This is a genomic window from Ensifer sp. PDNC004 (genome assembly GCF_016919405.1).
Taxonomy (GTDB): Bacteria; Pseudomonadota; Alphaproteobacteria; order Rhizobiales; family Rhizobiaceae; genus Ensifer.
Genome location: NZ_CP070353.1, coordinates 3,136,883 through 3,157,302, shown reverse-complemented (window position 1 = coordinate 3,157,302; position 20,420 = coordinate 3,136,883). Strand labels below are relative to the sequence as shown.

At 63.7% G+C, this 20,420-nt stretch carries 19 protein-coding genes; 11 read left to right on the top strand and 8 right to left on the bottom strand.

Annotated features, from left to right (window positions below):
• Positions 1 to 7 precede the first annotated feature (7 nt).
• A complete protein-coding gene (locus tag JVX98_RS23530; protein WP_205237566.1) occupies positions 8 to 868 on the bottom strand; it encodes an endonuclease/exonuclease/phosphatase family protein in 861 nt (286 codons plus the stop codon).
• Positions 869 to 1,003: 135 nt separating this feature from the next.
• On the opposite strand from JVX98_RS23530, the gene obgE reads away from it, so the two are divergent.
• The 10 genes from obgE (at position 1,004) to JVX98_RS23480 (ending at position 11,381) form a co-directional block, all read left to right on the top strand.
• Positions 1,004 to 2,026, top strand: coding sequence for a GTPase ObgE (obgE, locus tag JVX98_RS23525; protein ID WP_043619985.1), 1,023 nt, complete (start codon positions 1,004 to 1,006; stop codon positions 2,024 to 2,026).
• Between the two features lies 1 nt (position 2,027).
• Complete coding sequence (gene proB / locus JVX98_RS23520; protein ID WP_192450997.1) at positions 2,028 to 3,197, top strand: glutamate 5-kinase; 1,170 nt, start codon at positions 2,028 to 2,030, stop codon at positions 3,195 to 3,197.
• Complete coding sequence (locus tag JVX98_RS23515; protein WP_192450998.1) at positions 3,190 to 4,473, top strand: glutamate-5-semialdehyde dehydrogenase; 1,284 nt, start codon at positions 3,190 to 3,192, stop codon at positions 4,471 to 4,473. Before proB ends, JVX98_RS23515 begins: the two co-directional genes overlap by 8 nt.
• A gap of 37 nt (positions 4,474 to 4,510) precedes the next feature.
• On the top strand, positions 4,511 to 5,098 hold the full coding sequence (locus JVX98_RS23510; protein WP_205239509.1) for a nicotinate-nucleotide adenylyltransferase: 588 nt from the start codon (positions 4,511 to 4,513) through the stop codon (positions 5,096 to 5,098).
• A 102-nt stretch (positions 5,099 to 5,200) separates the two neighbouring features.
• Positions 5,201 to 5,632 carry a ribosome silencing factor gene (gene rsfS, locus JVX98_RS23505; RefSeq protein WP_192451114.1) on the top strand — a complete coding sequence of 144 codons (432 nt, stop codon included), beginning with the start codon at positions 5,201 to 5,203 and terminating at the stop codon, positions 5,630 to 5,632.
• Between the two features lie 362 nt (positions 5,633 to 5,994).
• Complete coding sequence (rlmH, locus tag JVX98_RS23500) at positions 5,995 to 6,477, top strand: 23S rRNA (pseudouridine(1915)-N(3))-methyltransferase RlmH (RefSeq protein WP_205237565.1); 483 nt, start codon at positions 5,995 to 5,997, stop codon at positions 6,475 to 6,477.
• Between the two features lie 159 nt (positions 6,478 to 6,636).
• Positions 6,637 to 8,034: a murein hydrolase activator EnvC gene (locus tag JVX98_RS23495; protein ID WP_205237564.1), complete on the top strand. Its 1,398-nt coding sequence runs from the start codon at positions 6,637 to 6,639 to the stop codon at positions 8,032 to 8,034.
• Positions 8,024 to 9,346 (top strand): S41 family peptidase, encoded by a 1,323-nt coding sequence (locus JVX98_RS23490; protein WP_192451001.1) that lies wholly within the window; start codon positions 8,024 to 8,026, stop codon positions 9,344 to 9,346. The genes JVX98_RS23495 and JVX98_RS23490 overlap by 11 nt, the downstream gene beginning before the upstream one ends.
• 246 nt (positions 9,347 to 9,592) lie before the next feature.
• The gene (locus JVX98_RS23485) at positions 9,593 to 10,807 is read left to right on the top strand and encodes a divergent polysaccharide deacetylase family protein (protein ID WP_205237563.1); all 1,215 of its coding nucleotides are present in this window, start codon (positions 9,593 to 9,595) and stop codon (positions 10,805 to 10,807) included.
• A gap of 52 nt (positions 10,808 to 10,859) precedes the next feature.
• The gene (locus JVX98_RS23480) at positions 10,860 to 11,381 is read left to right on the top strand and encodes an RNA pyrophosphohydrolase (RefSeq protein ID WP_043620001.1); all 522 of its coding nucleotides are present in this window, start codon (positions 10,860 to 10,862) and stop codon (positions 11,379 to 11,381) included.
• Between the two features lie 76 nt (positions 11,382 to 11,457).
• Here the strand turns inward: JVX98_RS23480 and bfr are convergent, their stop codons facing one another.
• The 5 genes from bfr to JVX98_RS32375 form a co-directional block, all read right to left on the bottom strand.
• A complete protein-coding gene (gene bfr / locus JVX98_RS23475) occupies positions 11,458 to 11,949 on the bottom strand; it encodes a bacterioferritin (RefSeq protein ID WP_192451003.1) in 492 nt (163 codons plus the stop codon).
• Positions 11,915 to 12,226 carry a (2Fe-2S)-binding protein gene (locus JVX98_RS23470; RefSeq protein WP_034803108.1) on the bottom strand — a complete coding sequence of 104 codons (312 nt, stop codon included), beginning with the start codon at positions 12,224 to 12,226 and terminating at the stop codon, positions 11,915 to 11,917. Before JVX98_RS23470 ends, bfr begins: the two co-directional genes overlap by 35 nt.
• Positions 12,227 to 12,585: 359 nt before the next feature.
• Positions 12,586 to 15,954, bottom strand: coding sequence for an error-prone DNA polymerase (locus JVX98_RS23465; protein ID WP_205237562.1), 3,369 nt, complete (start codon positions 15,952 to 15,954; stop codon positions 12,586 to 12,588).
• Positions 15,951 to 17,504 carry a DNA polymerase Y family protein gene (locus tag JVX98_RS23460; RefSeq protein ID WP_246765063.1) on the bottom strand — a complete coding sequence of 518 codons (1,554 nt, stop codon included), beginning with the start codon at positions 17,502 to 17,504 and terminating at the stop codon, positions 15,951 to 15,953. Before JVX98_RS23460 ends, JVX98_RS23465 begins: the two co-directional genes overlap by 4 nt.
• Positions 17,419 to 18,372, bottom strand: coding sequence for an ImuA family protein (locus tag JVX98_RS32375; protein WP_246764938.1), 954 nt, complete (start codon positions 18,370 to 18,372; stop codon positions 17,419 to 17,421). The genes JVX98_RS23460 and JVX98_RS32375 overlap by 86 nt, the downstream gene beginning before the upstream one ends.
• 169 nt (positions 18,373 to 18,541) lie before the next feature.
• On the opposite strand from JVX98_RS32375, the gene JVX98_RS23455 reads away from it, so the two are divergent.
• Positions 18,542 to 18,976 carry a metallopeptidase family protein gene (locus JVX98_RS23455; protein WP_043620007.1) on the top strand — a complete coding sequence of 145 codons (435 nt, stop codon included), beginning with the start codon at positions 18,542 to 18,544 and terminating at the stop codon, positions 18,974 to 18,976.
• 235 nt (positions 18,977 to 19,211) lie between these two features.
• Here the strand turns inward: JVX98_RS23455 and JVX98_RS23450 are convergent, their stop codons facing one another.
• Positions 19,212 to 19,418 carry a DUF1737 domain-containing protein gene (locus JVX98_RS23450; RefSeq protein WP_043620008.1) on the bottom strand — a complete coding sequence of 69 codons (207 nt, stop codon included), beginning with the start codon at positions 19,416 to 19,418 and terminating at the stop codon, positions 19,212 to 19,214.
• Entirely contained in the window at positions 19,415 to 20,320 is a 906-nt protein-coding gene (locus tag JVX98_RS23445; RefSeq protein WP_205237560.1) for a CoA ester lyase, read from the bottom strand. The genes JVX98_RS23450 and JVX98_RS23445 overlap by 4 nt, the downstream gene beginning before the upstream one ends.
• Positions 20,321 to 20,420 lie beyond the last annotated feature (100 nt).

Here is a 20,420-nt window from a genome sequence, read left to right as displayed (position 1 = left end):
GTTTTCGTCATGCAAGCGTGAAGCCGATGGGCAGATGATCGGAACCTTTGGCGTCGTAGTTTGTCCAGGCATCCGTCAGGCGCGATGCGAGGCCGGCGCTCAGGAAACAATAGTCGAGATGCATGCGTTTTTCGGGGTTTTCGGGATGGACCCAGCTATAGCTTTCCAGTGTCAGCCGTCCGAGATGGGCAAGCGCGTCGACCGGATTTTCGAGCCGCAGCGAGCGGCCATAATAGGCGTCGCGCGAGCCAACCATGGCGCAGTATTCGGGGGTCTCGGGCTCCATGTTGAAATCGCCCATGACGACGAAGTCTTCCGGATACGGCGGCTCGGCAAGACCAAAGTCAGCGGCGCCGGTGATCGCGCCGCCTTCGAGCGGATAGCCGAGCAGCCGGTCCTTCAGATAGCGGATCTGGGCGATGCGCTCGGCCGGCAGCACGTGATCGAGATGCACGGAATAGACCCGCAGCGGACCGGCAGGCGTCACGATCAGCGCTTCGGTCGCCCCGCGCTGCAGGTTCATTGGGCTGATCGTGCGGGTGCGCGGCAAGGGGATGAGCCTCGTCGCAAGGATTGGCCAGCGCGACAGGATCATGTTGCCGAACTGGAAACGGCGGCTGACGGCGCGTCCATCCTCGATCGCCGAACCGACGTCGATGTCGCAGGGGGCATGGAAGGCGGAGAAATGGCCGGGAAACAGCTTTTCGAAGCGGGTGACGAGATCGACATGGCCGTTGCGGTGAAAGCCGCGTGTCACTTCCTGCAGCGCAATGATATCGGCATCGCCGATCTCGGCGGCAATGCGCTCGGGGTCGAACCGGCCGTCGAGACCGATGCCGTATTGGATGTTGTAGCTTACGAACCGCACGATATTCTTTGACCTCCGAATAAACCGCCTATATCGATGGCGGCAAATTACAGCGCCGCGCGCCCTTTTGGACACGCAAAGGTCGCCGTAGCACTTTCTAAGACCGCGCACTTACACCGAACAGATGGCAGCCCAATGAAATTTCTCGACGAAACGAAAGTCTATATCCGCTCCGGCGACGGCGGCGCAGGCGCCGTCTCGTTCCGGCGCGAGAAGTTCATCGAGTTCGGCGGACCGGACGGCGGCGACGGCGGCCGTGGCGGCGATGTCTGGGTGGAGGCTGTCAACGGTCTCAACACCCTCATCGACTTCCGCTACCAGCAGCACTTCAAGGCCAAGACCGGCCAGCACGGCATGGGCCGCAACCGCACCGGCGCCGGCGGCGACGACGTGACGCTGAAGGTACCGGTCGGCACCCAGATCTTCGAAGAAGACAACGAGACCCTGATCGTCGACATGGTCGCTGAAGGCCAGCGCTACCGGTTGGCCGCCGGCGGCAACGGCGGCTTCGGCAACGCTCATTTCAGGTCTTCGACCAACCAGGCGCCGAACTGGGCCAACCCCGGCCTCGAAGGTGACGAGAAGACGCTGTGGCTGCGGCTGAAGCTGATCGCCGATGCCGGTCTCGTCGGGCTGCCGAACGCCGGCAAGTCGACCTTCCTTGCCGCCTGCACCCGCGCGCGGCCGAAGATCGCCAACTATCCGTTCACGACGCTGCATCCCAATCTCGGCGTCGCCACCATCGACGGCAACGAGTTCATCATCGCCGACATTCCGGGCCTCATCGAAGGCGCGCATGAGGGTGTGGGCATCGGCGACCGTTTCCTCGGTCATGTCGAGCGCACCCGCGTGCTGCTCCATCTCGTCTCCGCCCAGGAAGAAGATGTCGCCAAGGCCTATAAGACCGTCAGGCACGAGCTCGAAGCCTATGGCGGCGGCCTCGAAGACAAGCCGCAGATCGTGGCGCTGTCGCAGATCGACGTGCTCGACGAGGACGAACTGAAGGTGAAGGCCAAGGCGCTGGCGAAGGCCTGTGGAGAGCAGCCCCTGCTGCTGTCCGCCGCGGTCGGCAAGGGCATGACCGAAGCGCTGCGGGCATTGCGCAGCGTCATCGTCGCCGCCAAGGCCGGTGAAGGCTTCGGCGAGGAGAACCTCTGAGATGACCAAGACCCGCAAGCCGCTTTTGAAGTATCGCCGGGTCGTCATCAAGATCGGGTCGGCATTGCTGGTCGACCGCGCCACCGGGCTGAAGAAAGCCTGGCTCGACGCCATGTGCGCCGACATCGCCGGCCTCAAGGCCAAGGGCGTCGAAGTGCTGGTCGTCTCCTCGGGCGCAATCGCGCTCGGCCGCACCGTGCTCAATGTCCCCTCGGGCGCGCTGAAGCTGGAGGAGAGCCAGGCCGCCGCCGCCGTCGGCCAGATCGCGCTGGCGCGTGCCTGGTCGGAGAGCCTTTCGACCGACGCCATCGTCGCTGGCCAGGTGCTTTTGACGCTGGGTGACACGGAAGAACGCCGCCGGTATTTGAACGCCCGCGCCACCATCAACCAGTTACTGAAGCTCGGCGCCGTGCCGATCATCAACGAGAACGATACGGTCGCCACCACGGAAATCCGCTATGGCGACAACGATCGCCTCGCCGCCCGCGTCGCCACCATGGTCGGCGCCGATTTGCTGGTGCTGCTCTCCGATATCGATGGGCTCTACACGGCCCCGCCGCATCTCGACCCCAACGCCCGTTTCCTCGAAACGATCGCCGAGATCACGCCCGAAATCGAGGCGATGGCCGGCGGTGCGGCATCCGAGCTTTCGCGTGGCGGCATGCGCACCAAGATCGACGCCGGCAAGATCGCCACGACCGCCGGCTGCGCCATGATCATCGCGTCGGGCAAGCCCGATCATCCGCTGGCGGCGATCGAAGACGGTGCCCGCTCGTCCTGGTTCGCCCCATCAGGGTCGCCGGTGACCGCGCGCAAGACCTGGATTGCCGGGCAATTGCTGCCGGCCGGAACGCTCCGCGTCGATGCCGGCGCCGAAGAGGCGCTGCGCTCGGGCAAGAGCCTGCTACCGGCCGGTGTTCGTGACGTGACGGGTAGCTTCAGCCGCGGCGACACGATCGCCATTCTCGGCACCTCCGGCCGCGAGATCGCCCGTGGTCTTGCCGGCTACGATGCCGACGAGGCCCGCCAGATCGCCGGCAAGAAATCGGCCGAGATCGCCGCGATCCTTGGCTATGCCGGCCGCGCCGCCATGGTGCACCGCGACGATATGGTGATGACCGGAAAACGCGCTGAGGCCGAGGGCAGCCGGAAGGATGAAGTCCATGCTTGACGAGGTGAAGAACAGGCAAGACGTCGAAAGCGTCATGCTGGAGATCGGCCGCAACGCCAAGGCCGCCAGCCGACCGCTCGCCATCGCCAGCGCCGAACGCAAGCACGCCGCCCTGATCGCCATGGCCGACGCGGTCGTCGCCCGCACGCACGATATCCTGGCCGCCAATGCGATCGACCTTGAAAACGCCCGCGAAAGCGGCGTCGCCGCCTCTTTCATCGACCGCCTGACACTGAGCGAAAGCCGCATCCGCGACATGGCGAACGGCATTCGTGCAATTGCCGAATTCAAGGATCCGGTCGGCGACGTCATTGCCGAATGGGATCGCCCGAACGGATTGCATATCGAGCGCGTGCGCACGCCGCTCGGCGTCATCGGCGTCATCTATGAAAGCCGGCCCAATGTGACGGCTGACGCCGGCGCGCTCTGCCTCAAGGCCGGCAATGCCGTGATCTTGCGCGGCGGCTCCGACAGCTTTCATTCCTCGGGCGCGATCCACGCCTGCCTGGTCGAGGGGCTGAAGGCTGCCGGTCTGCCCGAACATGCGATCCAGATGGTGCCGGTCGCCGACCGCGCCGCCGTCGGAGCCATGCTTTCGGGTCTTGGCGGCACGATCGACGTCATCGTTCCCCGCGGCGGCAAGAGCCTGGTGGCTCGCGTCCAGAACGAAGCGCGCGTGCCGGTCTTTGCCCATCTCGAAGGGCTCTGCCACATCTATGTCGACGCCTCGGCCGATCTCGCCATGGCGGAAAAAATCGTCGTCAACGCCAAGATGCGCCGCACCGGCATCTGCGGTGCTGCCGAAACGCTGCTGATCGACCGCAACGACGCCGAGCGGCTGGTCAAGCCGTTGCTGAACGCGCTGCTGGCAGCGGGCTGCGAAGTGCGCGTCTCCGACGAACTCGCAGGCATCGTCGACGGGTTGAAGGCGGCCAAGGACGAGGACTGGGCGACGGAATATCTCGACGCCATCATCTCGGTGAAGCTGGTGGACGGCATTTCGGGTGCCATCGAGCACATCTCCACCTGGTCGTCGGCGCATACGGAAGCGGTGATTGCCGAAGACCCGGAGGTCGTCGAGCGCTTCTTCTCGGAAATCGATTCCGCGATCCTCTTGCACAACGCCTCGACCCAGTTTGCCGATGGCGGCGAATTCGGCATGGGCGGCGAGATCGGCATCGCCACAGGCAAGATGCATGCGCGCGGCCCGGTCGGCGTCGAACAGTTGACCTCCTTCAAGTATCGGGTGCGTGGTGCTGGACAGGTCAGGCCCTGAGGTGACGGCGGGCAAGGTCAACGCCCGCTACCTGCGCATGCCCCATGTCGAAGCCGGCATGGTGGTCGGCCTTTTCGGCGGATCCTTCAATCCGCCGCACGAAGGCCATGTGCTTGTTGCCGACACCGCGATCCAGCGGCTCGGGCTCGACCAGCTCTGGTGGATGGTCACACCCGGCAATCCGCTGAAAGACCACAACAATCTCGCGCCGCTTTCCGACCGCATCGCCATGAGCGAGGAGATCGCGCGTAACCCGCGCATCAAGGTGACCGCTTTCGAAAAGGCGCTTGGGCAGAGCTATACCGCCCGCACGCTCGAGATCGTCCAGGCGCGAAACCGCGACATTCGCTTCGTCTGGATCATGGGCGCCGACAACCTGAAAAGTTTCCACCGCTGGCAGAACTGGCAGAAGATCGCCCGCACCTTCCCGATCGCCGTCATCGATCGGCCGGGCTCGACGCTCGCCTATCTCTCCTCGCGCATGGCGAAAACTTTCGACTATGCCCGCATCGACGAGGACGATGCGCGGCGCCTCCCCTTCCACCGCGCGCCCGCCTGGACCTTCATCCATGGACCGCGCTCATCGATGAGCTCGACGGCGCTGCGCGCCGCCGGTGGAGTATGATTTCCTGGGATTCAGTTCTGCTGTCTTGAAACAGCTACGGTTTGATGCCTACATTCATGGACGGTTCGATCTTTGTTCGAATCGAAAGTGCCTGTTCTGTTCATGTGGAAAGGAAAGACCCTGACAACAGCACACGCCAAGGGATATGCGGTTACCGCATTCCCGCGCAGCACGGGATCTAGCGACGAAGCCGCTGTCCGTGCGCTTCAACTGGTCCTCGAGAGCCTAGAGGACTCGAAGGCAGAAGACATCGTCAGCATCAACATTGCCGGTAAGTCGGCGCTGGGAGACTTCATGGTCGTTGTCTCCGGGCGATCGAGCAGGCATGTGATGGCCATAGCCGATCACCTGACGACCGACCTGAAAGACGGGGGCTTTGGCAATGCCCGTGTCGAAGGTCTGGAAGGTGGTGACTGGGTGCTGATCGACACCGGTGATGTGATCGTTCACATCTTCCGGCCGGAAATCCGGGAGTTCTACAACATCGAGAAGATGTGGGCGGCTCCCGAGATCGAGGACGGCACCTTGCATTGAGACCGACCGGGTCGCCGCGCAGCTAAATGCCGGACGAGCCGAGTTGCGGTCATGCATGAATGTGAAGGGCTGGCGCCGCCTTGGGCGGCGTTGTCAGCCGGATGTTTGTTGCGACTGATCGTAACTTTCAGGCCCGTCAACCGGACGAGGCGCGCAGCGGCGCTGCAAGGCTCCAGGAACGCGGCATAAGATTCTCCTTGAATCGACCCGATTTCAGGAACTATGCAGTGCGCGTTGCAGCACTACAGCGCCGCGCGTCTTATCGGACGCGCAAAGGACGCTGTAGCACTTTGAATCGCTGCATGTTTCCTTTAATCGGCTGCGATTAAAGGAAACATGCAGTTGCGAGGACGGACAAGGTCATGCGTATCGGACTTTTCGCAGTCGGCCGCCTCAAGGCGGGGCCGGAAAAGGATCTTGCGGCCCGTTATCTCGATCGCTTCTCCAAGGCCGGTCCGGCGATCGGGCTTGAGCTTTCCCGCGTCGTCGAAGTCAACGAAAGCCGCGCTTCGAACGCCGAAACGCGCAAACGCGAGGAAGCCGCGCAGCTCGAAAAGGCACTGGCCGAAGGCAGCCTGCTCGTGCTTCTGGACGAACGCGGCAAGGCGCTGGATTCGGAAGGCTTCGCATCGCTTCTCGGAACCTTCCGCGACAGCGGCAAGCGCGACCTGATGGTCGCGATCGGTGGCGCCGATGGTCTCGATCCGAGCCTCCACGCCCGCGCCGATACGGTGCTCAACCTTGGAAAGATGACCTGGCCGCACCAACTCGTGCGCATCCTGATCGCCGAACAGCTCTACCGCGCCGTCACCATTCTCTCCGGTCACCCCTATCATCGGGTCTGAAGCGACGGGACTGCCGTGCAGGATTCCCCACCCGCTACACGCGGCGATAACGAGAATATGCTTGGTCGTGCGCGCCAAATCAGATTAGGTTTTTTCCTCATATTTTCGGATGGACGCACGCAACGGATGACGCCCCGAGGCAGGACCAGCGTTTTCGGCATGGGAAGAGACGACGCAGGACGGCTTGCCCGTAAAGCGGCGGCCTTTGCGCTTGCGCTCGCAATCGGCCTGCCGGCGAGCGCCCAGGAGGCCACGCCGCCCGCCGCCGCCACGACCGGTCAGGAACAGGGGCCACCCGACCCCGCCGCCGACCTTACGCTTCGCCGCAACAGCACGCGCAGCGAACTGGATGCGCTGTCGAAGACGATTACGCTTTCCCAGGAGCGCGCCAATGCGCTGACGGAGACTATTGCCGAGATCGACAAGACCAACGAGGCGCTGCGCGCCGCGATCGTCGAGTCCGCGAAGAAGCGCCAGGATCTCGAGCAGCAGATCGTCGACGGCGAGAAAAAGCTGAGCGACCTGAGAACCAAGGAAGATACGGTCCGCCGCTCGCTGCGCTCCCGCCGCGGTGTGCTTGCCGAGGTGCTCGCCGCCCTGCAGCGGATGGGGCGCAACCCGCCACCGGCGATCCTGGTGACGCCCGAGGATGCGCTCGGCTCCGTGCGCAGCGCCATCCTGCTTGGCGCCGTCGTGCCCGGCCTGCGCAAGGAAACCGAGAACCTGGTGGCCGACCTCAAGGCGCTCGCCGATATCCGCGCCGGCATCGACCGGCAGCGCGAAGACCTGACGGCGGCAATGACCGCCAATGTCGAGGAAGAGCGTCGCATGTCTATGCTGGTCGCCGAGAAGGAGAAGCTGCGTCAGTCGAGCGCCACCGAGCTTGCCGCCGAGCAGCGCAAGGCGCAGGAACTGGCCTCGCAGGCGACCAATCTCCAGGGCCTGATCGGTTCGCTCGAGGATCAGATCTCCTCCGTTCGCGAGGCCGCCGAAGCGGCGCGCGCCCAGGAGGAAGAACGCCGGCGCATGAGCGAGGCTGAGCGCGAAGCGGCGCGGGAATTGGCCCGCAACGCGGTGCCTGACAAAAACCGCATTGCGCCCGCATATGTGTTTTCGGAGCTGAGGAACAAGCTTGCCTATCCGGCTGCGGGATCGCTGTTGCGCAAATTCGGTGATGCAGACGGCACGGGGCATTCCCTGCAAGGGATCATGTTGGAAACCAATCCCGGCGCGCTGGTGACCGCGCCGTCAGATGGCTGGATCGTCTATGCAGGCAATTTCCGCAGTTATGGACAGATGATCATTCTCAACCCGGGCGACGGCTATCACGTCGTGCTTTCGGGGATGGAGAAGGTGAGCGTGCAGACTGGGCAGTTCGTCGTGGCCGGAGAACCGCTGGCGACGATGGGTGCAAAAAGAGTGGCGAGCGCTGCGGCCTTGGCGCTGGAAACGGACCGGCCGACGCTTTACATTGAATTCCGAAAAGACGGAAAACCGGTTGATTCCCGACCATGGTGGACCGCAGCAGAGGTTGGAAAGGCGCGAAATGATACGTAGGGCTTCACTTGTTCTGGTCGGGGCGCTGATGGGCGCGACCGCGATGGGCGTGGTTTATTCGGCTGTCGTTCCGGCCGTCGCTGCCAACACCTCGACCTACCGCGAACTGGCAATCTTCGGCGACGTGTTCGAACGCGTGCGGGCGCAATACGTGACGCCGCCGCAGGACGACAAGCTGATCGAGAACGCCATCAACGGCATGCTTTCCTCGCTCGACCCGCATTCGAGCTACATGAACTCGGCCGACGCCGAGGACATGCGCACCCAGACCCGCGGTGAATTCGGTGGCCTCGGCATCGAAGTGACGATGGAAGACGACCTCGTCAAGGTCACGAGCCCGATCGACGACACGCCCGCAGCGCGCGCCGGCGTGCTTGCCGGCGACTTCATTTCCAAGATCGACGGGGCGGACGTTCGCGGCCTGAAGCTCGAGGACGCGGTCGAAAAGATGCGCGGCGCCATCGGCACCCCGATCAAGCTGACGATCCTGCGCAAGGGTGCGGACAAGCCGATCGAACTGACGATCGTCCGCGACGTCATCGCCGTTCGCGCGGTCAAGTTCCGCACCGAAGGCGATGTCGGCTACCTGCGCGTCATATCCTTCACTGAAAAGACCTATGACGACCTGAAGAAGGGCATCGAGAAGATCAAGGCGGAAGTGCCGGCCGACAAGCTGAAGGGCTACGTGCTCGACCTGCGCCTCAACCCGGGCGGTCTGCTCGACCAGGCGATCAACGTCTCCGACGCCTTCCTGGAGCGCGGCGAAGTCGTTTCGACCCGCGGCCGTAACCCGGACGAGACCCGCCGCTTCAACGCCACGCCGGGCGACCTGACCGATGGCAAGCCGGTGATCGTGCTGGTCAACGGCGGCTCTGCTTCCGCTTCGGAAATCGTCGCCGGCGCCCTGCAGGACCTGAAGCGCGCAACCGTGCTCGGCACCCGCTCTTTCGGCAAGGGTTCGGTCCAGACGATCATCCCGCTCGGCGAAGCTGGTGCGTTGCGTCTGACGACCGCGCTCTACTACACGCCGTCGGGCAAATCGATCCAGGGCACGGGCATCACGCCCGACGTCAAGGTCGAACAGCCGCTTCCGCCGGAACTGCTCGGCAAGGTCGAGGCTCAGGGCGAGTCCGATCTGCGTGGCCACATCCAGGGCCAGAGCGAGACCGACGAAGGCTCCGGCTCGGTCGCCTATGTCCCGCCGGAAACCAAGGACGACCTGCAGCTGAACTACGCGCTCGACCTTCTGCGCGGCAAGAAGACGGACCCGTCCTTCCCGGCGAGCCCCGAACAGGCGCAGCTGAAGAAGTAAACCTGACAGACACGAAACAAAGCGCCGCATGTTCACCCGAACATGCGGCGCTTTGCGTTTGGCTTCATGGCCGGGCCGGCCGATGCACTGGTCAAGCCTTCGCCACTAAATTATAGGGTTAGCAAGCGCTGCCGCGGCCACTGATTCTTCGAAGGCATACGGCGTGCGACGGGAGAGGATCGGCACGCGTCCTGGCGCCGGCCTCGCTCCAGCGGCAACATCCCACAGCTCGACCGAGGCTCCGTTTTGGGAACTGATCTCAATGCACCGCTCGGCCAGAACCGGCGGGCCAAGCCAGCGTCGAAGCGCAATCCCCGACGGCTGCTCGGGTTTTCTCTTGCCGGCCTTTGCATCGCCGCGGTGATTGGCCTTTCCGCCTGGAACACGCTTTCGCCGGACGGTTTGCGGCGTGATCCCGCGTCGCCGGTCGCAACCGCCGAGAAGGCGAAGAGCCCGGGCGACAAGGCATCCAATCCGGAAAGCGGCCGGACGGGCGTCGGTTCCGGAACGATGACGCCGGGGACGGCCTATTCCGGCGCCGATGTCGAGCGCACGCTCACCGACGACGGCTCCACCGTCACGACGTTCTCGCCACGCGGCCGCGACGGCAAGGGTCCGGCGCTGATCAATGTCGGTCCGATCCGCGGCCAGGATCCGCGCATGGCGGCGATGCCCAATGACGACCTGCTGGAAGAAAGCCCCGCCGGGCGCCTGCCGACCATCGGCCCCGACGGACTGCGTCCACTCGATCAATATGCACGCCCCTGGTCGGGTGCGCGCGGCACGCGCATCGCACTTGTCGTCGGCGGGCTCGGCCTCAGCCAGACGGGAACCCAGAAGGCGATCCGCGACCTGCCGGGCGAGGTGACACTCGGCTTTGCCACGGCCGGAAACAGCCTGCAGCGCTGGATGCAGGAAGCGCGCCGGAGCGGCCACGAGATCCTGCTGCAATTGCCGATGGAGCCGTTCGACTATCCGGCCAACGATCCCGGCCCCAATGCGCTGCGCGTCGGCCTCAGCGAAAAGAAGAACCTCGCGGAACTGCACCGCAACCTCGCCGAGATCACCAACTATACCGGCGTCATGAATTATCTTGGCGGCCGCTTCCTGTCCGATGCCGATGCGTTGGAGCCGGTCATGCGCGATCTCGGCAAGCGCGGCCTGCTGTTCCTCGACGACGGGACCTCGGCGCAATCGCTCTCCGGCAAGCTTGCCGGCGCCTTCGACGTGCCGCACGGCTTTGCCGACCTGACGCTCGACAGTGAACTCAGCCGCGGCGCGATCCTGCGCAAGCTCGACGAACTCGAGCGCATCGCGCGCCGCAACGGTACTGCCATCGGCGTCGCTTCCGCCTTCGACGAAAGCGTCGGCGCGATTGCCTCCTGGGTCAGCGAGGCACAGGCCCGCGGCATCGAGATCGTCGGCGTTTCCGCGCTCGTCAAGGATCCGCAACAGAACTAGCTTAAAGCCGTCCCGATGGGACCAATCGACGTTTGCAAAGAAGAGGCAGCCGATGAGCAAGGACAAGAAACTGAAGGCGGACGACCTTCCCTATCGCCCCTGTGTCGGCGTAATGGTGCTGAACCGGTCGGGCCTCGTCTGGGCCGGCCATCGCATCGCCGTCGGCAATTCCGAATATGACGGCTCGCCGCAGCAATGGCAGATGCCGCAGGGTGGCATCGACAAGAACGAAGACCCGCTGAAGGCGGCCTATCGCGAGCTCTACGAAGAGACCGGCATGAGCACCGTCTCGCTGCTTGCGGAAGCGCCCGGTTGGATCAACTACGATCTGCCCGAACACCTGATCGGCATCGGCCTCAAGGGCAAGTATCGCGGCCAGACGCAGCGCTGGTATGCCTTCCGCTTCGAAGGCGAGGAAAACGAGATCGCCATCAACCCGCCGCCGGGCGGGCACGAACCGGAATTCGACGCCTGGGAATGGAAGCCGATGCGCGACCTGCCGGAGCTGATCGTGCCGTTCAAGCGCAAGGTCTACGAGGAAGTGGTCGCGGCTTTCACGCATCTGGCGCCGTGAACCGGCGCTGCGCGCTCCTGAAACGACAAAGGCCGGCTAGATCGCCGGCCTTTGTATTTCTAGGCTTTCACCAGGCTCAGTCGGATTCGGCCTCGTTGGCAGGCGAAGCATTGAGCTGGCCGTATTTCTCTTCGCCGATCTTGTCGAGCAGCTCGAGCTGGGTTTCGAGGAAGTCGATATGGCCTTCCTCGTCAGCGAGCAGCTCTTCGAAGAGCTTCATGGAGACATAGTCTCCGGCGGCATGACAGATGTCGCGGGATTTCTTGTAGGCGGTGCGGGCGTCGTATTCGCCGGCGAGGTCCGCCTTCAGCACTTCCTTGACGTTCTGGCCGATGCGCAGCGGCGCAACCGTCTGCAGGTTGGGATGGCCTTCAAGGAAGATGATGCGCGCGACGAGCTTGTCGGCATGCTGCATCTCCTCGATGGATTCGGCCCGCTCCTTCTTGGCGAGAAGCGTATAGCCCCAGTCTTCGAGGAGGCGGTAATGCAGCCAATACTGGTTGACGGCACCGAGTTCGAGATAGAGCGCTTCGTTAAGCTGCTCGATGACTTTTTTGTCGCCTTTCAAGATCCGCCCTCCGGTTGTCGTCGTGGAATTGTCTGAGGCGGGTCATGAAATCAAATATCTCTGCGTCCGTCGAGTCGCGGTGCGCGTGATATTGCTCGGTGGTGCGGATGATGATGTCGACGACATTGGGGAAACAGCCGCAGCAACGGCCACGTTTTTCCATCGCGTGGTAGACTTTCGCCGGCACGATCAGCTGCCAACAGTCCTCGTCGAGGAGACCAATGATCGTGTCCTCGATCTCCTTTTCCGTGATGAAATTGCAGCTGCAAACCAGCATGTCGTCTCGCCTGTCGTACGCAACGCCCTTTATCAGCGCATAAAGCAAAACAGGACATTTAGTGTCAACTAAAAACTCCGCGAGCGGAAGTTGCGGGTGGATTAGAACGACTCTAAACTTGACAAAAAACTTCGCCTTTTCAGAATTTTAGAGATTCCTGGGCGACTGATCCTGCAAACCCTGAATGGGTCGCGAGGCGCGCAGCCTGCGACATTTTTACACACCTCCGATCGCGACCGCGGGAAACCCTGCCCGTGACCTGCGCCGGAAGCATTCCGTAGAATCCTTCCGGCGACCCGGCAGCGCTTCCCCAGACAGCCCACTCACTTGAGAGGCGATAAAGCCTAAGCCGGAGGCTTTCAATGGAAGTTGCGCCCCTTCGGCATCACCTCAGCCATCTCGGCTGTCGCCCGATCCGGATTGCTGGAATTACTGCCGGAGTGGCGGGCCATCGGTAGGCGCTGGTCGCCTTGCGCCCGTTTCATGCGCGCGTCACCGGTCGGTCTCAGCGCTTCGTCGGCACGCTCGCTTGCGCCGAACCGCCGCGCCTCCTTGCGCAACAGCCCGAGCATCGGCGTGATGTCCTCGATATGTTCGGCGACCACATGAATGACGCTGCTTTCGCGCTGCAGCCGGCCGCGGATCTTCACGAGACGCGCGCCCATGACCACCGGCCGATAGGTCGCAAACACCTTCGGCCAGACGATCGCATTGGCAACACCGGTCTCGTCCTCGATCGTCATGAAGATGACGCCCTTGGCCGAACCCGGGCGCTGGCGGACGAGCACCAGCCCGGCAACGGTCACCCGCCGCCCGACCGGGGCGGTCGCAAGCATGCGGCTCTGCACGATCCCCTGTGCGGCAAGTGTATCTCTGAGGAAGGAAACCGGATGCGCCTTCAGTGAGAAGGAGAGATAGCGGTAGTCGTTGATCACCTGCTCACCCGCCAGCATCTCCGGCAGGAGCATCGCCGGCTCGGGCCGCAACTCCTCTCTCGCAGCCCCCTCGAAAAGCGGCAGCCGCTCGGCAGCGCTTTTTTCGTCGAGCGCCTTCACCGCCCAGAGCGCCTTGCGACGATCAAGCCCGATCGAGCGGAAGGCATCCGCGTCGGCAAGCCTTTCGAGCGCGGAACGGGAGAGGCCGGAGCGCAGCCAGAGATCGCGCACCGTTGCGTAACCGGCGCCCCGGTTGGCGACGAGCTTATCCTCGATCTCCTCCTGCTTCAGCCCCTTGATCGAGCCGAAGCCGAGACGCATCGCTTTCGTCGTCCTGATCACATCCTGCATCTCGCGATGCCGCGGTTCGATGGCGTTGCGATCCAGGCCCCCATCTTCGAGATCGGCATCCCAGACCGAATGGTTGATATCGACAGGCCGCGCCCGCACCCCATGCTCTCTGGCATCGCGTATCAATTGCGCCGGCGCGTAAAAGCCCATCGGCTGCGAGTTCAGAAGCGCCGCGCAGAAGACATCCGGATAATAGGTCTTCAGCCACGACGAGACATAGACGAGCAGCGCGAAGGACGCGGCGTGGCTTTCGGGAAAACCGTATTCGCCAAAACCTTCGATCTGCTTGAAGCAACGCTCGGCGAAGTCCCTGTCATAACCGTTCGTGACCATGCCCTCGATCATCTTCTCGTGGAAGGTATGGATGGTCCCGGTGCGCTTGAAGGTCGCCATCGCACGCCGTAACCGGTCGGCCTCGCTGGGTGAGAAGCCAGCGGCAGTGATGGCGATCTGCATTGCCTGCTCCTGAAAGAGCGGCACGCCAAGCGTTCGCTCCAGAACGAGCTCCAGTTCCTTGCTCGGGTATTCGATGGGAATGCCGAGTGCGTGCTGCTCCCGCCGTTTCAGATAGGGATGCACCATGTTGCCCTGGATCGGTCCGGGTCGGACGATCGCCACCTCGATGACGAGGTCATAGAATTTCTTCGGCTTCAGCCGCGGCAACATGCTCATCTGTGCCCGGCTCTCGATCTGGAAGACGCCGATCGTATCGGCCCGGCAGATCATGTCGTAGACGGCGTCCTGATGATCCTTGAAGAGCTGATGCAGGTTCTTCTGCTCATTGTAATGCCGGTCGAGCAGGTCAAAGGCCCGGGCGATGCAGGTCAGCATGCCGAGCGCCAGAACGTCGATCTTCAGGATCTTCAGCGTGTCGAGGTCGTCCTTGTCCCACTCGATCATGAAGCGGTCGGGCATCGCCGTGTTCATGATCGGCACCACCTCGTCGAGCCGATCGCGGGTCATGACAAAGCCGCCGACATGCTGGGAGAGATGGCGCGGGAAGCTCATCAGCTCGGTGGCGTAATCGAGAACCTTCACGGTCGTCGGGTCCTTCGTATCGAGACCGGCGGCCTGCGCCTCGCGCTCCGAGAGATCGGCGACCGACCAGCCCCAGACCGACCCGGCAAGCGCCGACTGCACGTCTTCCGAGAACCCGAACGCCTTGGCGGTCTCGCGGCCGGCGGAACGCGCCCGGTAGCTGATGACGGCGGCCGTCAGCCCCGCATGTTCTTTGCCGTAAGTGCGGTAGATGTGCTGGATCACCTCTTCCCGCTTCTCGTGCTCGAAATCGACGTCGATATCCGGCGGCTCGTCCCGTTCGGTCGAGAGGAAACGATCGAAGAGCAGGGTGGTCGAAAGCGGATCGACTTCGGTGATCCTCAGACAGTAGCAGACGGTGGAATTGGCCGCCGAGCCGCGACCCTGGCACAGGATCTCGGCACCGCGCGCAAACTGCATGATATTTCGCACCGTCAGGAAGTAGGGCTCGTAACGCTTGCTGGCGATCAATTCGAGCTCGTACTCGATCTGCGTCGAAATCTTCTTGGGGATCTCACCGGGATACCGCTCGCGCGCGCCTTCCATGGTCAGCCGCCGCAAGGTCTGCGTCGGTGTTTCACCCGGAATACTCTCATCCGGATATTGATATTCGAGATCCGACAGCGAGAACTTCAGGCGTCCAAAGAAATGCCCGGTATTGGCGATCGCTTCCGGATAGTCGCGAAAAATGCGCGCCATTTCGGCGGGCGTCTTCAGATGCCGCTCGGCATTGGCATGCAGCCGATAGCCGGCCGAGGCGATCGTCACATGCTCGCGGATGGCGGTGACGACATCGGCAAGCGGCCGTCGATCGGCGGCATGGAACAGAGGACTGTTGGTGGCGACGAGCTTGACGGACGCATGGCGGGCAATGGTCGCGAGCCCGGCAAAGGCAAGCTGGTCGAAGCCGTCATAACGCGGCACCAGCGCCAGATAGAGCCGGTCGCCAAAATGCGGTTTCAGCCGCTTGAGGAAATCGGCAAGCAGGGTTGCCTCCGGCGCACCGATGACGGGACCCGGCAGCACCGCGAGAAGCAAATCCTCGCCCCATTCGATGAGATCGGTCTCGTAGAGCGTGCAGGTACCCTTCTTGGCGCGCAGGTTTCCGGCACTCAGCATCCGGCAGAGATTGCCCCAGCCGCGGCGGTTTAGGGGGTAGGCGAGCACGTCGGGCAGGTCTTCGGCAAAGGAGAGCCGCGCACCCGGCTGGAAGGCCGACTTCTCCACCTTGGCCTGCGCATGGGCGCGCACCACGCCGGCGACCGTGTTGCGATCGGCAATGCCAAGGCCGCCAATACCGAGGCGGCTCGCCGCAACCACCATCTCACCCGGATGGGAGGCACCTTCGAGGAAGGAGAAATTCGACCAGGCGCCGATCTCGAAATAGGAGGCAACGTCGCTCATGCGAAGACTCCATGCATGAACCAGCGTGGCGGGGCGCTGGCGCCATAATGACCCTCGCGAAACAGCCAGAACCGCCGGCCGCTATCGTCCTCCACCCGGAAATAGTCGCGCTCCAGCGCCGGCTCGCCGTCGAGCCACCATTCGCCGGCGATCCGCTCCGGCCCCTCGGCCCGCGCGATGCGGTGCAGCGTGCGCCGCCAGCGAAAGCTTCTCGGCGGCCCCTCTGGCACCTCGGCAACCGCCTCAACCGGCTCGGGACTTGGGAAGAGCCGCTGCGGCCGGGCGGCGGCGGCAAGCAGGGGCGCCGGAATGTTTTGCGCCGGTTCCTCAGCCTTGCCGATCAGCGCCAAGTCCGTGAGCGGCCGGAAGCTTGCCGCCCGCTCCGGCACATGGCTTTCCGAGAGCGCCGGCACCATGAGGCTTTCTGCGCCGAACCGCGCCATGACCCGGTCGGCGAAGGCGGCAAGCGGACGCGCGCGATCCGGCGTGCCGGAGAAATCCTCCTGCATCACCTCGTATTTTTCGCTCTTCGGCACCGAAAGCCGGAGGATTTCAAAGCCGAAGCCGGCATCGAGATCGTCGTGCACCGCCTGCAGGCGCTCGCGGAAAAGACCGGCGACACGCCGCGGATCGTTGAGCGGCGAGGAGGTACCGGCGGCGATGCGGAAGACCGCACCGTCGACGCGGAAAAGCAGCAGTTCGAACAGGCGTCCGCCCTCGCCGCGCTTCTCCAGTTCCGGTTTCAGCCGCAGTGCCAGTTCTTCCGTCAGGCCCAATATATCGTCTTCACCCTGGACCGGCTCGCCGAGACGCCGCTCCGCCGAAAGCGCAGCGACCGGCAGCCGTGGCGACAGCGGCTCGTCCTCGCGCCCGAGCGCCTGGTCGAGACGCAGAAGCAGGGTTGCGCCGAACCGGCGGGCAAGCGGCGCCCGCGGCGCCTCGATGAGGTCGCCGATCTGCTTGAGCCCGACCCGGCCAAGTGTTTCGATCGTTTCCCGCGGCAGCCGGAGTGCTGCCATCGGCAACGGCGCCAGCGCCCGCGCCGCCTCGTCCTCGGCAAGGATAGCGTCGGAGCCGAAACGCGCCACCGCCCAAGAGAGCCCAGCGGACGAGGAGATCGCCGCCCGGGCCTCGACCCCCAGATGGAAAAGGCGAGCGAGCAGATCGTCAAGCAGCGCCTTTTCCCCGCCGAGAAGATGGGCGCAGCCGGTGATGTCGAGAAAGAGGCCGCTGTCGCCATCAAGCGCGACGAGCGGGGTGTAACGGCTGCACCAGTCCGCCAGCCCTGCAAGCAGCGCCCGATCGGCGGCGGAATCGGCCGGCAGCACGTCGATCTCGGGACACATGGCCCGCGCTTCGGCGACACCCTGGCCGATGTGAAACCCACGCCTTTCAGCAAAACCATCGAGCGCGACAAGACGCATCGCGCTCTTCACCTTGTCGGCGAAGACGACGGGCGGATGCTCAGGACGCCCGCGGGAAAGCCACGAGTTCCCCCAGCGCTTGCGCGCGACCCGATCGGCCGGAAGATGCGGAAAGGCGAGCGACAGAATGCGCTGGTTGTGGATCTGCCGCAGCAGCGGCTGATAGGGGCTCGACGGGGTAAAGGCGGCGGTCATGGGGGTTCCACTCCAGGAAGAAGCCGAGCGGCGCAGGAGCCCTGCTCTTCTCGGCAATGACGTGAAAGACGGGATGGCCGATGCTGCCGCGAAGCATCGATCCATCCGGTAGCGGTCGCTCGCGCGCCGGCGCCGGCTCGACGAGGAAGCGGAAGAAGGCGCTGCTCGCCTCCTCGTGTCCGGATTGGCGCAAAAGCAGAAGGGGGACGTGGCCGGCGCGCGAGCGCACATGCAGGCGCCGGCTCTCGCTGAGTGCCAGGGCAGCCGGGTTGCCGCGAATTTCGAGAATGACGGCGCAGAAGCTCGGGACGGAAAGTGCAGCCTCGGCGATCCAGAGCGCGTCCTTTATCGTGCGCGGCAGGCTGAAGACGAGGCCGCGGACATCGAGACCGAAGGCCTTCAGACCCAGGCCATAGGGCATGCCCGCCTCGTTGGAAGCCATCGACTGGCTGATCCAGAGAACGGGGGCGGCCGGCTCTCCCTTCTCAAGCCGCGCCCGTTGGCAGAGCACGCCAAGTGCTGCGGCAAAACCGGCGGCAGCACCCGCATCGCGCGTCTCGGCATTGCGGATTTCCGTCATGCCTTCAAGCGGCAGACCGCCTTCGAGAAGATCGTCCAGATCGGGAACGCCGAGCGCCAGCGACTTGCGGCCTGGTTCGTCTTCTTCCCGTTGACGGAAGCCGCCGGGATCGGCCGCCTTGGCGGTGCGCACGACGCCCGGAAGCCGACGGTTTTCGATCCTGGCTATGGTTTCTCGGAGCGAAAGTACCGTCTCCCGCTGCACGGCTGTGTCGGCCATGACGGTCAACTCCCATCAGTATGTTCATGTTATGTTCTATTAGATTCCAGAGCTTCCTAAATGAGTCAACAGCCAATTCTAAGAATTTATTCCTGTCCCTGTGGTCAAGGAATTCAACACTCGAAAAACAAAGGCAAAATCGCTATATGGAGGGCAACAAGGAGTGCCTATGGCCCGCATTGACCAGACCGATGATTGGCGGGAACGCCACGCACCGACGCTTACCACTTTCGAGCAGCTTGCGCTGGAGGCCTATGGCCACCTGCCGCAGGAATTCCGCCAGCTGACGACCGACCTTGTCATCGAAGTTGCCGACTTCCCGAGCGACGACGTTTTCGAGGACATGGCGCTGGAAACGCCTTTCGACCTGCTCGGCCTCTTCGAAGGCAGCGGCATCAGCGAACGCTTCACCATGGAAACCGGCCAGTTTCCGAACCGCATCACCCTCTATCGCCGCCCGATCATCGACTACTGGGCGGAGAACGAGGAGACGCTCGGCGACATCATCACCCACGTTCTGATCCACGAGATCGGCCACCATTTCGGCCTTTCCGACGACGACATGGAACGGATCGAGGCCAGCGTCGAGCACGTCGGCGGCTGACGCTTCATTTGCCTATCATCGTGCGGTAAGGGCTGCCCCATCCGCCTGCAGGCACCTCATCCCCGCAGGCGGGGCGAAGGAAACGCGCGGCACCCGCTCGCATTCATACCCAATTCCAGAAACGGGCTTCACGTGCCGACTATTCGCGATGACCAAGCGTCCGTCGCGTCCCCACTCCCTGCCATCGGGGAGAGGGTTAGTTCTCGGGTTAAACCCGAGGAGAGGGCTAAACTGCCTACTGTTCCGACAGCTTGATATCCGGGGTGTAATCCTTGCCCTCGACCTCTTTGACCACCGCCTGACCGCACTGCATGTGCTGCGTATCGGCATTGAAGGCGTAGGTGGGCGAGCCGTGCAGGCTCCAGCCCTGGTTCAGCGCCGCCGTCACCTTGTGGCAGAAGGTGGCGTCGTCGGGACCGGTCAGGAAGCGGTAGAGTTTCAAGATCTTGTCTTTCGTTGTTCGATGAGGTCCGCCTTGGCGGCAAGCTTTACGGCCTGGTCGAGATGCAGCCGCTCGACCATGCGTCCGTTGAGATTGATGACGCCCTTGCCGGCATTTTCCGAGAGCGCAAAGGCGGCGATGATCGCGCGGGCCTCGTCGACGGCGATCTGCTCGACGCCGAAGCGCTCGTTCGCCGGGCCGATCTGCGCCGGATGGATCAGCATCTTGCCGTCATAGCCCATGTCGCGGCCCTGCCGGCATTCTTCGTCAAAGGTGGCAGCGTCACGAAAATCGTTGAACACGGCATCGATGACATCGAGCCCGCCGCCCCGCGCGGCAAGCAGGATCTGCATCAGCCAGGGGACGAGATAGGGCCGGCCCGGACGATCCGGAACGCCGGTCTCCTTGCGCAGGTCGTTGAGGCCGACGACGAAACAATCGAGCCTGCCGCTGAAGGTGCGGCCGGCCTCGGCGACAAGAGGCGCGTTGATCACCCCGCGCGGCGTCTCGATCATCGCCCAGAGGCGCAACGTCTCCGGCGCATCGTTCTCGTCGAGCCAGTCGGCCGCCGCCTGGATATCCGCCGGGCTTTCGACCTTCGGCAACAGAATGGCGTCGGGATTGGCCACAAGCGCTGCAGCAAGATCGCCCTGACCATAGTCCGAGCCGATCGCATTGATGCGGATGACGATCTCGCAATCCGGCCGGCTTGTCGTCAGATATTGCACCAGCGCCGCACGCGCTTCCACCTTGCGCTCGGGCGCAACCGCATCCTCGAGATCGAAGATCGCAGCATCCGTCGCAAGTTCCGCGACCTTGGCAAGCGCGCGGGCATTGTCGGCCGGCACGCAAAGCACCGAGCGGCGCAGGCGTACCGGGTGATGTTCGCTCGATTTGTTCATGCTTCAGTTGTGCCCGCCTTTGCCGCGTTCCGCAAGACGAGGCGAACCGCCGCACCCCTTTCGAGGGCCCGCCTCTTGCAAGTCCGAAGGCGAGCCCCCA

Excerpts from the sequence above, each read along its gene's own strand:
- obgE (WP_043619985.1), top strand. The coding sequence starts at position 1,004 with ATGAAATTTCTCGACGAAACGAAAGTCTATATCCGCTCCGGCGACGGC.
- proB (WP_192450997.1), top strand. The coding sequence starts at position 2,028 with ATGACCAAGACCCGCAAGCCGCTTTTGAAGTATCGCCGGGTCGTCATC.
- JVX98_RS23515 (WP_192450998.1), top strand. The coding sequence starts at position 3,190 with ATGCTTGACGAGGTGAAGAACAGGCAAGACGTCGAAAGCGTCATGCTG.
- JVX98_RS23510 (WP_205239509.1), top strand. The coding sequence starts at position 4,511 with ATGCCCCATGTCGAAGCCGGCATGGTGGTCGGCCTTTTCGGCGGATCC.
- rsfS (WP_192451114.1), top strand. The coding sequence starts at position 5,201 with ATGTGGAAAGGAAAGACCCTGACAACAGCACACGCCAAGGGATATGCG.
- rlmH (WP_205237565.1), top strand. The coding sequence starts at position 5,995 with ATGCGTATCGGACTTTTCGCAGTCGGCCGCCTCAAGGCGGGGCCGGAA.
- JVX98_RS23495 (WP_205237564.1), top strand. The coding sequence starts at position 6,637 with ATGGGAAGAGACGACGCAGGACGGCTTGCCCGTAAAGCGGCGGCCTTT.
- JVX98_RS23490 (WP_192451001.1), top strand. The coding sequence starts at position 8,024 with ATGATACGTAGGGCTTCACTTGTTCTGGTCGGGGCGCTGATGGGCGCG.
- JVX98_RS23480 (WP_043620001.1), top strand. The coding sequence starts at position 10,860 with ATGAGCAAGGACAAGAAACTGAAGGCGGACGACCTTCCCTATCGCCCC.
- JVX98_RS23470 (WP_034803108.1), bottom strand. The coding sequence starts at position 12,226 with ATGCTGGTTTGCAGCTGCAATTTCATCACGGAAAAGGAGATCGAGGAC.
- JVX98_RS23465 (WP_205237562.1), bottom strand. The coding sequence starts at position 15,954 with ATGAGCGACGTTGCCTCCTATTTCGAGATCGGCGCCTGGTCGAATTTC.
- JVX98_RS32375 (WP_246764938.1), bottom strand. The coding sequence starts at position 18,372 with ATGGCCGACACAGCCGTGCAGCGGGAGACGGTACTTTCGCTCCGAGAA.
- JVX98_RS23455 (WP_043620007.1), top strand. The coding sequence starts at position 18,542 with ATGGCCCGCATTGACCAGACCGATGATTGGCGGGAACGCCACGCACCG.
- JVX98_RS23445 (WP_205237560.1), bottom strand. The coding sequence starts at position 20,320 with ATGAACAAATCGAGCGAACATCACCCGGTACGCCTGCGCCGCTCGGTG.